The sequence below is a fragment of the Geovibrio thiophilus genome, assembly GCF_004087915.1.
Taxonomy (GTDB): domain Bacteria; phylum Chrysiogenota; class Deferribacteres; order Deferribacterales; family Geovibrionaceae; genus Geovibrio; species Geovibrio thiophilus.
This window is the reverse complement of record NZ_CP035108.1, coordinates 1,912,781-1,924,755: the sequence shown is the minus strand read 5'-3', so window position 1 is coordinate 1,924,755 and position 11,975 is coordinate 1,912,781. Positions and strand designations below refer to the sequence as shown.

Below are 11,975 nucleotides of genomic sequence, written 5' to 3'. Positions count from 1 at the left end.
ATGCTGTTCAACAGGCGCGCGCTCTATAACCTGATCCTTAACAGGCATCACACCTTCAACCTCATCACTATTATGCTTCTGGCATATCTTATCCCTTACCGCTCACCGTTTACGGGAGAGACAGAGTATTTTAATATTGAGAATATGATAGAAGGAATCCTCATGACGGGATTCTTCATGCTGTTCATGTTTATGCTTTGCAGGCGTAAGCCTGAATCCTTTCTGCCGCTGGTGCGTATTGTGCTCGCTATGGAGCTCACGGCTGTCATAAGCCCGGCGACCTTCCTGTTTACGGGTACCGCGCTCAAGGTTTTTATGGGGCTTTACGCAGGATGGTATCTGAGCATTGCCGTATTCGCTTTCAGCTACCTAAACGGAATAACCTACTACCGTGCTGCGCTTGCCGTGCTTATGGCGTTCTTTCTTGCCCAGCTTGTCCCTGCTTTTTTTGCTTAATCTTTCGGCAGCGGTGCGGCGGATATGAAAATTGCGCCGTTTTCAACCTTAAGTTCATAAAACCGTAAATCTGAATAACCGTCCGGATGTGTGAGGCATCTGCCTGTGGAGAGGTCATATTCCCAGCCGTGACGGTGGCATTTTATTACGCTTCCGCTTTTCGGCAGTCCGTTCGTGAGAAGGTTTGCCTGCTGGTGCTTGCAGCTTATCTCCATGGCGTAAAAGGAACCGTCATCCCTTTTGAATATACCTATGTTTTTGGCGAGAATCTTGACTGCCTTCCAGCTTGTGCCCGTGAAATCTTCGGTTTTTGCAGCTTTAATAAAATCCATGATAAAAGCCTCTGTCTGAGATCCTTCACCCTTCGGGTTTTCGGAATGACGCTTAATATAATGTCATCCCGAACGCAGTGAAGGATCTCAAACTGAATTTACTGTTTCTAGTTAGCCTCAAGCACAGCCATGCCGAAGTCCCGCCCCCATGCGTAGGCGTTTTTGAGGTCTTCCGCTGACGGGGTCATTTTTACCTTGAAGGATTCTATGGGAAGCTTCATGCGCATGCTTTTCATAATATCCTCACTGACCTTCACGCCTTCCCCGCTCCAGCCGAATGAGCCGAAGGCGCCTGCGAGCCTGTTTACCATGTTCAGCACAACGAAGTACGCAAAAAGGTTAAGTATGGGCTTCGGAGCCTTGGCGTTCAGCGTGGGCGTACCTATGAGCAGCCCGTAGGATATTTCAATCTCGTCTATCAGTTCGCCGACAGGGAGTGCAGCGGCGTCCAGAAGAACGGCTTTCACCCCTGTCTCCTCAACTCCTTCTTTGATGCTGTCTGCCAGCATTTTGGTGTTTCCGTATGCCGTGGCATAAACTATGGCAACACGGCGTTCCTGCATGTTTTTATAATATCTGTCCGCCTGCTTTTTATACCACTCGATATATCTTTCGGGGTTTTCACGGAGAATAGGACCGTGGGAGGGGCAGACCATTGTTATTTCTATGTCTTTGATCTTGTGCAGGGCTTTCAGTATATGCTCCTTGTAGGGGCGCATAATCATGGAGTAGTAGAACTTAAACGCTTCCATGGCGTCATCTTTCCTATCCAGCTCATCGTTGAAAATCTTCTCGCCGCTGCAATAGTGCGCACCGAGAAAATCGCAGGGGAAGAGAATTTTATCCTCCACAAGGTAGGTGAACATAGTGTCCGGCCAGTGGAGGAAGGGGGTATGGAAGAAGCGGAGAGTTTTGCCGCCGAGGTCAATCACATCACCGTCACCCACTGCGCGTCCGTTGTATTCGCCGTTAACGATATTGTCCACGAATGTCTTAGCCGTTTTGGAGTATATCACCTCAATATTCGGGTTCTTTTCCAGAAGAACGGGGAGGCAGCCTGAGTGGTCGGGCTCGTTGTGGTTGAGTATTATGTAGTCAATCTCCGGGATAGGGCAGATTTCCTCAACAGTCTGAACGTATATATCTTTGAAAAGAAGCTTGTTTGCCTCTATCAGCGCTTTCTTCTTTGTTCCCTGAACAAGATAGCTGTTGTATGTGGTTCCGTGTTCGGTGGGGATTACAACGTCAAAAATTTCGAGCTCGGGATCCCTGACGCCGACCCAGTGTACATTGTCCGCCACTTTGAATGAGTTCATATAGCCTCCTGTATAAGAGATAATTTTTATCTTTTAAAGAATAGTTCATGGATAAGGAAAAAGCAATGATTTTGAGAGGAGGTGCAAACGAAAACGCCGTCCGGACGCGCCGGACGGCTGCTGATTTCGTTTATTAGTCTTCGTAAACCTCAAAGCTGTCTTTGCCTACTCCGCATTCGGGGCAGACCCAGTCTTCGGGGATGTCTTCAAATTCTGTTCCGGGCTCTATGCCGCCGTCGGGATCGCCCACTGCCGGGTCGTAAATCCATCCGCACACTGTACATACATATTTCATAGCAGTCCTCCTGTGGATTAGAAATGATACCTAAACTATAATAGTCAATTAGCACAAGTCAAGTCCGATATACAACCGGAACTCCATTTAAAGTAATTGTGTTTGTTTCTCAAAAATGATTTTTCAGATTATTCGCTCAGATTTTTTTGATTTCCGTTCCGGTTATGCCTATCCTCTGAAGCAGTCGGGTTTTCAGCTCAGGCACAACCTGTTCATAGGGCATGCTTTCAAGGTTTATCTGTCCGCCTGCGGATTTCATGTGTCCGCCGCCTGTGCCTATGCCTTTTACAATTCGCCCCGCTATCCTGCCTACAAGCTGTTTTGCTGATTTACAGCGCAGGGAGAAGTAGCTCTGGCTGTCTATGCGTCCTATGACGAAAGACCATTTCACATCACGCATTCTCAGAATGAAGTCGCTTGTTTCCGCAATGAGGTCCGGATTGCGGACTTCACCCAGATCGCAGAAGACGAGGCTGTCTATGATCTCTGCCTGCTCAATTGCTTTTTTCATTGTTTTAAAGTAATAGCGGGGCAGTTCGGGGTTTTCTATCTTTTGGAGCTTCTGAGTGGAGATGTGGGGGAAAATGAACGCCATCATTTCCATATCGTGCTGGGTGATGCTTCTGCCGGAGCCGAAAGTGTCGGTCTTCATGCCGTAATAGAGGGCGGTTGCCACGTTTACATCCGGCTCAAGATGCAGAGCCTTCATATATTCGGCTATTATAGTACTTGTGCTGCCCGTTCCCGGGCGTACATCGTAAATCTCCGTGGATTTTGTCTGTGCTCTGAATGTGTGGTGGTCAATGACCACATTGGGCGTTATGTTTTTGGGTATGTAGACGTTTCCCGCGTTGGGCTGAGTGTCCGCCACAATCAGGTAGTCGTACCTTGCGAAGTTCAGCTTGGTGGAGGGGTGCATATCTATCTTGCAGGTTTTTATAAGCTCCCTGTTCTCCGCCCTGCCGATGATGCCGTGGTATGCTATAGTGCAGCGCTTTTTCAGCTTGTGGCTCAGGATCATCTTGATGCCCGCCGCCGCCGCTATGGTATCCGGATCGGGGTTGTTGTGGGTGAGGATCAGCACCTTGCGGAAAGGTTTAACGTCCAGCAGTATTTTTTCTATCATATGAGATTCTACTCGGCACCGGCGGAAAAATCCAGAAGGAGTTCGTCCCCTTCGATCCGTGCCGTGTATCCGTACCTTCCTTTCAGTTCATCCAGATTGCGCAGCAGCGCATCCTTACTGAAAACAGTATCAGCGTCAAATATAGCTTCTTCCAGAGAGAAGGTTTTTATATTGTAATCCTTAACTATTTCCCTGCGTTTAAGGAAATCCATGAACGCCTTTACATCGGCGAATTTACCGAAGTTAACCGCCTTTACACTGTACTTGGTTACCGTGTTCACTGTTTCGGGCAGGGGGATAATGTTAGTTCTTATATAATCCGCAGCGGCGATAACTGAGCTTCTGAAAGCCTCTGTGATACAGAGGTCATCCGTTTCCTGAACCGCTTTGCCGGTAACTTTGACTGCGGGGAACTCTTTGTCCCGTGAGTAAGGCTTTACATAGAGCTCTGCCTCACAGCTGAAGATCTCCCCTTCCGGTTCGGTAGCCGCATTAAGCGTGAAAACAAAAAGGTACTGAACCGGTGTGGACGCGAAAGCGGTAATCATATCCTCAGGTTTTGGGTTATCAGGCATTTCGGCAAGGAAATTCTGATTGTCGGACGCTGTGAATCTGTACTGCTGGAGAACCTCTGACGCAGTCTTCAGGAGAGCGGGTTTCAGGTCCTCCTTCAGCTTGCCGGTTATATCAAACACTACCGAGTTGGTTGCTTCCCTGATGTAGTAGTTTATGTTGCCCATGGCAATTTCATCCACATCGGCAGAGACGGAGCAGAAAACAGTATTATCCCTGACGTATCGGCTTGTTATCTTGTATCTTGTTATAAATTTGAGAAATTCGTTTGTTATTTCCGGGACGGAGGTATTATCGGCGGATGAGAAGAAGTTTCTCATGGCGCTTTTGAGGGCGCTCTCCCTTGCGTTCTGTTCCGCTGCTTTCACGTTGCCGTCATGTATGACGGAGCTTCCGCTGCCTTCAACGAATGCAGCATGTGTCTTGCCGGTGAAAGAAAAGATTACGGCGGTAATTAATAAGCATAAGATTGTTTTTTTCATAGGATTCATTATTAACCTGTATTAATAGAAATTGTCAACTCTATCCGAAGATCTAGTTGATGATACAGGGCTTCTGAAAGTTCCGAGTCCCTGAAGCCCGATTACGAAATATATAATCTGCTCTCTGCCGGAGTAGCCGCCTTTGTCATCAATCGGGTTGTATTCCTTCTGAGTGACGGACATGCCCATGTGCCAGCAGCCGGATTTGTATGTTCCGTAGAAGGAGTTGCTGATTGTCCGCAGATTGTCCAGCGACAGATTGCTGTTTATGCCTGATGTCTGCGTCTTGAAGGCGAAGTCAAACTTTTTGAAGCTGAGACTCACGCTGAACTCAAGGGATGTGTTTTCGGTTTCATCCGTGTAGTCAGGATCTTCATAAAGATATTCCTCGCTGAAGGTAACCGGACCTGTGGAAAAGGAGACCCTCTGGTGAAGGAGGGCTGTATTGGCATCGCTGTGGTCGTAATCGTGTCTGACATAAGCGTTAAACATCTTATCGTAGGTGTAGTTTGCTTTTGCGATTATCGGACGCAGACGGTCGCCGCTCTGCATAGCGTCATAACTCTGTTCAAGCGATGCGTCCAGATTCCATTTATCTGCGTCAAAGTAGTTTTTAAAGAAGTAGGTATAGCTTTTTGTTCCCTCGATGAGGTCACCTTCTATTCTTTCAGGAATTGCGGAATGGTCAAGCTCCGGTATCTGCTCATATCTGAATGTGTTGTATACGGAGTGCGAAAATTTATCATATTTTCTGTATATTTCATTAAGGGAGACTTCATAGCCTATTCTGTATGTAAGCCTTTCGATTGAGTCATCATCGGCGTTTATCTGGGCGATTGTGCTCCCTTTGCTTCGATGCACATTCGGTGCTTCGTCTATACCGTCCCATTTTGTGGCGATGATCTCTGCGTATGGCTTGAATGTGGCTATTTTGAGGTTTATGGGAGTGTATATTTCCGTTGTGAGGTGCATGCGCTCGTATTCGTCCTCAAGTATCAGATCTGCTCCGTTAATGGAAGGATATATAGTTTTTTCCCTGTAGAGAACATGGTCAAGGTCTGCCGTATAATTGAGTCCCAAAAATCCTTTACGGAGGTTTTTTCTCACAAATAGGTTCGGCAGACGGTAAACTTCGGTCTTCTTGTAACCGTCGTCTATATCCGTAAACTGCATGTCATTTTTGAAACGTATACCGAAATCAGCGTATTCCGTTCTGTGGATCAGCCTGACATCCGCATAGAATTTGTTGTCGGGGTTGTCGTAGTCGTCCACCATTTCCGTATCGGCTATATCTCTTAAATATCTGTAGTCCGATACATAATCGGCTTCAATATATATTTCGGTGTTGTCACCTATTTTGAAGTTTGAATCCTGATAAAAGAGATACCTGCTTCTTTTGTCTGACTCACTCTCCCAGTCATCTATAAATTCCCCGTAGATATACAGATTTTCATTCATGCTTTTGGCGTATCTGTATTCGCCGAGGTAGTGGACAATGCCCGATGTGTAGAGGTTTGTGCCAATGGTGGCATCCTTATCCACGTTTATATCACGGAAATATTTCAGACCGAGCATGCTCCCTCTTTCGGAGTTGGAACCTAATTTGGGTATCAAAAGACCGCTTTCACGATCCTTTTTGATTGGGTAAATCATGTAAGGAGTATAGAGGACAGGGACGCTTTTGATCCAGCCTGTGGTATTGGTCGCCTTGATATAATTTCCTATGTCCATTGTCGCGCGGCTTGCGGTGAATGACCAGTCCGGAACCTCCCCCGGGCAGGTGGTGAAGCGTCCTTTTTCTATAAGGAAGCTCTCCTGCCCCGTGCGTTCAAACTTTTCCGCCTCAAGGTAGTGATAGGGCTCCACAAACCCTTTGACGTCTATGAAAGTTCCTTTTTCCTGCGCAAAATCGTAGAGCAGGTTTGTGCAGTCAAAGAAGTTGCCGCCTTCCCTCAGACGGACGTTTCCGCTGGCGTCAAACAGACCAGTTTCCCTGTTGTAGATAACCTTGTCAGCGGTGAGGGTGGAGTTGTCTTTCATGATAACCACATTTCCGGTCGCTTCAAACGTGGTGTTGTCCGGAGCCAGCATATGGTCGGATTCAATGGTTATATTGCTGACTTTGGTGTCCGCGGAGGGGAGCAGTAGCTCTGCCGCGCTCGCGGATGTGTATGTAATTAAAAGAATAATAAGCAAAAGTCTGATCACGCGAGTTTCCCTTTTTAACACATTTTCCGCTGCTGCGGTTCTTTTGTCTGAAATATTAATCTGAAAGAAGTTTTTTTATGTGTGCGCACAAATAAAGTGAGCCGCTGACAAGTATATCAGCATTTCCCGCAAGTTCAACCGCTATATTGAGCGCTTTTTCAGCGTCTTTTTCCTGAACGGTTCCCGCTATATCCAGCGGAAGGCGCAGGCTTCTTTCATTGTCCGGGATCTCGGTTATGACGATGTTCCGGAACCTAGGGGAGAGAAGGGCGACAAGCTTTTTTATGTCCCTGTCCGCAGTGGAGGAAATAAGCACGCTGCCGAATCTGCCCGTGTCTGCGGATTTCACAAGCTCCCGCATACCGTGAGGGTTGTGCGCTCCGTCAAGAACGAACCTGCCTATGCGCTCCAGCCTGCAAGGGGGCAGAACCGGAATAAAGTTCAGGGGCAGGTGTCCGATCAGCTCCTTCACAGTGTTTTCTGCCAGCGCAAGATTTTTGCCGAATGGAGCAGGCACTTTTGCGCTTGCCTCCTCAGTGAGGATAATTCTTTTATCAGGCAGTGCTTTTCTGATGTAGTCCGTGACGGAAGGCGTGTTCATACCCAGCATCACGGTTTTGTTGTCCTTTATTATTGCCAGCTTTTCATCAGCTATGCGGTAGATGTTACTGCCCAGAAAAGCGGCGTGATCCTTCGCAATGGCAGTGATAACAGGGAGCTTGACGTTCAGAACATTTGAAGAGTCGAACCTTCCGCCCATCCCCGTTTCTATGACGGAGAAATCCGGCTTAAGTTCTGAAAAATACAGAAACGCAGTGATAGTAAGCGCCTCGAAATATGAAAGACGGTATTTCCTGATGAGCGGCACGCACCTTAGGAATATGCGGTCAAAATCCGCATCGCTTATATCGTACCCGTCAAACACTATGCGTTCATTGACTTTAAGGATGTGCGGGGAGGTGAACAGGGCTGTTTTATAACCGCATGTCTTGAGCATATCCGCTGTGAAGCGGCATGTGGAGCCCTTGCCGTTTGTGCCCGCCACATGGATTATTCCGCCCAGCGCTTCCTCTCTGAAACCTGCCTCGGCTAATGCCCCTTCAATACGGGAAAGGGTGAGCTCAAGATTTTTGAACTCACCCGTATTTTTGAAATATTCATCAAAAGCGTTAATGGCTTTTTCCTTTATTAATTATAACCGAAGAAGTCCAGAATCCTTATCATGTCTTTTCTCCAGCGCTTGCGGTGGGAAACTGTGTCCACCATCCCGTGTTCAAGGAGAAATTCCGAGCGCTGGAAGCCTTCGGGCAGCTTCTGCCTGATAGTCTGCTCTATAACTCTTGGACCGGCGAAGCAGATAAGCGCCTTCGGTTCGGCTATGATAACATCGCCGAGCATGGCGTAGCTTGCCGTAACGCCGCCTGTGGTGGGGTCTGTGAGGAGAGATATATGTCCCAAACCCTCCATGCGCAGCTTGGCAAGAGCAGCGGATGTTTTTGCCATCTGCATAAGGGAGAGTATGCTTTCCTGCATTCTGGCACCGCCGGAGCAGGAAATGGTGATTACGTGCCTGCGGTGCTTAACGGCGTTTTCAACCAGTCTGGTTATTTTTTCACCCACAACGCTGCCCATACTCCCGCCGAGGAAGCCGAACTCTATGCCGCCTATGTTTACTTCACGCCCGTTGATTTTGCACATGCCGCCGACAAACGCGTCGTTCATGTCCATTTTTTTCACTGCGGCTTTTATTCTGTCGGGGTATTTTTTGCTGTCTTTGAATTTAAGCGGGTCGAGGGAGCGGATACCGGCGTCAAACTCTATAAAGGAGTGGGGGTCTATTATGTATTCTATCTTCTGCATTGCGGAGACGGGGAAGTGAAAGTCGCACTTGGGGCAGCACTGGTAATTGTCCTCTATTTCCTGACGGTAGCTTATTTCTCCGCAGCCGGAGCATTTGCTCCATATATTTTCTTTCATATCCTTTTTCTGAGAGCTGACTTTGGTGATCTTTTCCAACAAAAAGTCGGTTATGCCCATATGGGTTAGTCTCCTTTCTACTTAATAATGCAAAAAACTACTTCCTGTGTTTTTTGCATACACGCTCGCGCCTTGCAAAGCAAGGCTTCGCTGCGCACGGCGGCGGCACATCCTGTGCCTTCCCGAGTAACGCGAAAAACTGCGCTCTGTTTTTCAGATTTCTGACAAAACAGCTGAGACTGCCGCGTCGTTTCACTCCTCGCAGTGACGTAATTTTCTGTCATTGCGAGCGACAGCGAAGCAATCTCATCGTAATTTACAGCACAAAAAACTACTTCCTGTGTTTTTTGCATACACGCTCGCGCCTTGCAAAGCAAGGCTTCGCTGCGCACGGCGGCGGCACATCCTGTGCCTTCCCGAGTAACGCGAAAAACTGCGCTCTGTTTTTCAGATTTCTGACAAAACAGCTGAGACTGCCGCGTCGTTTCACTCCTCGCAGTGACGTAATTTTCTGTCATTGCGAGCGACAGCGAAGCAATCTCATCGTAATTTACGGCACAAAAAACTACTTCCTGTGTTTTTTGCATACACGCTCGCGCCTTGCAAAGCAAGGCTTCGCTGCGCACGGCGGCGGCACATCCTGTGCCTTCCCGAGTAACACGAAAAACTGCGCTCAGTGTTCAAAACAATCAAACACAATTGATGATTTTATTGTTTTTTTGTTCCTTTTGCAACAGGTTCTCTTGTTTATCCTTATATCACAGCCATTTATAGAATAGCCTTCCCTGTTTGCCGAACAGATCCTTCAACGTGCGCATTCCTTTGGAATGCAGCGCCTCAAAGCAGCGGACGGTGAGCAGCGCCGTGTGCGCCGCGTCAAATAGCGCCCTGTGTCTGTAGGCGGCGGGAACGGGAATATCCAGTTCCAATTGTGACATGAGGTTGTCAAGACTATAGCTTGTCAGTCCGGGAAACGCAAGTCTGGCGAGCCCTATTGTGTCGATTATTTTGGTAAAACATTGCGAAGGTTGACATTTTTCCAGCGTATGGTAAACAAATTTGCAGTCGAATCCCGCATTGTGAGCTATCACTATGCTGTCGCCCACGAAGCTGATAAATTCGGGTATGACCATTTCCGCTGTGGGCTTGCCCCGTACCATGGAACGGCTTATTCCGTGTACTTTATAAGCCTGATAAGGTATTTCGCAGCAAGGATCGATGAGCGTTTCAAAACGGTTCCGGAGGTTCAGCGTGAGATTCGGCTCGATTTTCACAGCGGCGATCTCCACCAGTCTGGAGCCCTTCTCAGGGGACATACCTGTGGTTTCCGTGTCGAATACGGTAAAGGTGAGTTCCTCTATGGGTCTATTTATCATTTATGATCCTGAAAAGGCGGATGAAATCATCAAGGTTCATCTCTTCCGCGCGGATAGGGGGCTTGAGTCCGGCTTTTTCTATCATCGCTTCAGGATTCTCCACTCCCATGAGGTTGTTGCGCAGGGTTTTGCGCTTCTGGGTGAAGCATCTGCGCAGGAAGGCAAGGAAATCCTTTTCATTCCCCACATCCGCTTTTGCGTGCGGAGTGAACTTTAGTATTGATGAAAACACTTTTGTATTGGGAAAGAAGTTCCCGCCTGAAATGTCCTTTATCTTTTTCTTGTCATAGAAATAGTCGGTCATTACAGATATGGAGGAGTACGCTTTGGAGCAGGGTTTAGCCGCTATCCTGTCCGCCACCTCCTTCTGGTACATGAATATCATTCTGTCGGTTATGCTGTGCAGTTCGGTACACTTCGCCGTAATGTCCACAGATACGTTGTACGGCAGGTTGCCGATTATTTTCAGTTTGTCTGTCTCCAGAACCGATGTGTCGAACTCCATGAAATCCGAGTGTATCACACGGAAGTTTTTGTAGACATGCAGATAGCGCTTGAGAAACGAAACAAGCTCACCGTCAATATCCACCGCCGTGACATTAGCGCCCGCCTCAAGGAGCTTGTGAGTGAGCACACCGCAGCCGGGACCTATCTCAAGGACATGGTCGCCTTTTTCGATTTCAGCTGAGCTCACTATCAGATCGAGTATATGGGTATTGGTGAGGAAATGCTGTCCGAGCGCTTTTTTCGTTCTTCCCTGTTCCTCTTTAAAAAGTTTAAGCAGATCGAGCATTAATCACCATTTCTTCAGCCACCTTTACCGCCCTGTACAGGGAGGAGGGGGAGGCGATGTTTTTTCCGGCTATGTCAAATGCGGTTCCGTGGTCAACGGAGGTGCGTATAATAGGGAGGTTCAGCGTAACGTTTACTGCGTTGCCGAAGGATTCCATCTTTACGGGGATCATCCCCTGATCGTGGTACATGCAGACAACGAAGTCAAACTCACCCTTGAGCACCTTGGGGAAAAGGGAATCGGCGGGGTAGGGTCCGCCTGCGTTTATGCCTTCCTTCGCAGCCTGCTCTATTGCGGGGGCTATAATATACTGCTCCTCATCGCCCAAGGCTCCGTTGTCTCCGGCGTGGGGATTAAGCCCCAGAACTGCGATTCTGGGCGTGTCCTTGCAGAAAAACCTGCCTGCGTTATGCGCGTTGCGTATTGCCGTGAGCACAGTATGAACATCAAGCTGCGCCGTGAGATTGCACAGCGGAACATGGGTTGTGGCAAGCAGCGTTCGCACCTTGTCGCCGACAAGGAGCATGGAGAAGTCTTTCGTCTCTGTCAGGTGACCGAGAAACTCCGTATGTCCGGGGAAATTATATCCGCCGAGCCGGATCGATTTTTTATTAATCGGACAGGTGACTACAGCATCAATCACGCCTTTCTGTGCGAGCCGTACGCCTTTTTCAACAAAGAGCATGGATGCTTTGCCGTATTCCTCTTTGATTTTGCCGTACTCGATGGTAAAATCCATTTTTTCGTCAGGCTCAATGATTTCTATTTCAGGCATATCTGCCTTGAGGATGTTCCTGAAAGCGTCCTCCATGATAAAACGGAAGCCGATGAAGACTGTTTTCACATTCTCCGGCTGGTTCAGGGCATATTTGGCGGCTATCTCAGCGCCGATTCCGGCGGGATCGCCGATTGTGATTCCGATAACTGTTTTTTTCATAGGCAGAAGATAATCCTGAAACATCCCTGATCGCAATACTTAACTGTAGTTAAGGCAAATTATGTCTTTATATTTTCGGGAGATGATCTATTATTATAGGTTAC

At 47.9% G+C, this 11,975-nt stretch carries 13 protein-coding genes; 1 reads left to right on the top strand and 12 read right to left on the bottom strand.

The annotated features are described in order from the left end of the window. A complete protein-coding gene (locus EP073_RS09050; RefSeq protein ID WP_128466828.1) occupies nucleotides 1-456 on the top strand; it encodes a hypothetical protein in 456 nt (151 codons plus the stop codon). Here the strand turns inward: EP073_RS09050 and EP073_RS09045 are convergent. From EP073_RS09045 to pdxA, 12 genes are all read right to left on the bottom strand, one after another. Beyond that, complete coding sequence (locus EP073_RS09045) at nucleotides 453-788, bottom strand: Rieske (2Fe-2S) protein (RefSeq protein WP_128466827.1); 336 nt, start codon at nucleotides 786-788, stop codon at nucleotides 453-455. The two genes, EP073_RS09050 and EP073_RS09045, sit on opposite strands and share 4 nt — an antisense overlap. A gap of 107 nt (nucleotides 789-895) precedes the next feature. Continuing rightward, nucleotides 896-2,104, bottom strand: a complete 1,209-nt coding sequence (locus EP073_RS09040) for an FprA family A-type flavoprotein (RefSeq protein ID WP_128466826.1) — start codon at nucleotides 2,102-2,104, stop codon at nucleotides 896-898. A gap of 133 nt (nucleotides 2,105-2,237) precedes the next feature. Beyond that, entirely contained in the window at nucleotides 2,238-2,399 is a 162-nt protein-coding gene (rd, locus tag EP073_RS09035) for a rubredoxin (RefSeq protein WP_128466825.1), read from the bottom strand. A gap of 136 nt (nucleotides 2,400-2,535) precedes the next feature. Then, nucleotides 2,536-3,525 carry a DHH family phosphoesterase gene (locus EP073_RS09030; RefSeq protein ID WP_128466824.1) on the bottom strand — a complete coding sequence of 330 codons (990 nt, stop codon included), beginning with the start codon at nucleotides 3,523-3,525 and terminating at the stop codon, nucleotides 2,536-2,538. An 8-nt stretch (nucleotides 3,526-3,533) separates the two neighbouring features. After that, nucleotides 3,534-4,580 carry a hypothetical protein gene (locus EP073_RS09025; RefSeq protein ID WP_128466823.1) on the bottom strand — a complete coding sequence of 349 codons (1,047 nt, stop codon included), beginning with the start codon at nucleotides 4,578-4,580 and terminating at the stop codon, nucleotides 3,534-3,536. Between the two features lie 21 nt (nucleotides 4,581-4,601). Continuing rightward, nucleotides 4,602-6,788: an LPS-assembly protein LptD gene (locus EP073_RS09020; protein ID WP_128466822.1), complete on the bottom strand. Its 2,187-nt coding sequence runs from the start codon at nucleotides 6,786-6,788 to the stop codon at nucleotides 4,602-4,604. 55 nt (nucleotides 6,789-6,843) lie between these two features. Then, a complete protein-coding gene (locus tag EP073_RS09015; RefSeq protein ID WP_283808390.1) occupies nucleotides 6,844-7,893 on the bottom strand; it encodes a bifunctional folylpolyglutamate synthase/dihydrofolate synthase in 1,050 nt (349 codons plus the stop codon). Nucleotides 7,894-7,976: 83 nt separating this feature from the next. Then, on the bottom strand, nucleotides 7,977-8,825 hold the full coding sequence (gene accD, locus EP073_RS09010) for an acetyl-CoA carboxylase, carboxyltransferase subunit beta (protein WP_128466820.1): 849 nt from the start codon (nucleotides 8,823-8,825) through the stop codon (nucleotides 7,977-7,979). 17 nt (nucleotides 8,826-8,842) lie between these two features. Continuing rightward, the gene (locus tag EP073_RS09005) at nucleotides 8,843-9,391 is read right to left on the bottom strand and encodes a hypothetical protein (RefSeq protein WP_128466819.1); all 549 of its coding nucleotides are present in this window, start codon (nucleotides 9,389-9,391) and stop codon (nucleotides 8,843-8,845) included. A 132-nt stretch (nucleotides 9,392-9,523) separates the two neighbouring features. Further along, complete coding sequence (locus EP073_RS09000; protein WP_128466818.1) at nucleotides 9,524-10,141, bottom strand: 3'-5' exonuclease; 618 nt, start codon at nucleotides 10,139-10,141, stop codon at nucleotides 9,524-9,526. After that, nucleotides 10,131-10,934 carry a 16S rRNA (adenine(1518)-N(6)/adenine(1519)-N(6))-dimethyltransferase RsmA gene (gene rsmA, locus EP073_RS08995; protein WP_128466817.1) on the bottom strand — a complete coding sequence of 268 codons (804 nt, stop codon included), beginning with the start codon at nucleotides 10,932-10,934 and terminating at the stop codon, nucleotides 10,131-10,133. The genes EP073_RS09000 and rsmA overlap by 11 nt, the downstream gene beginning before the upstream one ends. Beyond that, entirely contained in the window at nucleotides 10,918-11,871 is a 954-nt protein-coding gene (gene pdxA, locus EP073_RS08990) for a 4-hydroxythreonine-4-phosphate dehydrogenase PdxA (RefSeq protein ID WP_241653987.1), read from the bottom strand. Before pdxA ends, rsmA begins: the two co-directional genes overlap by 17 nt. Nucleotides 11,872-11,975: the final 104 nt, after the last annotated feature.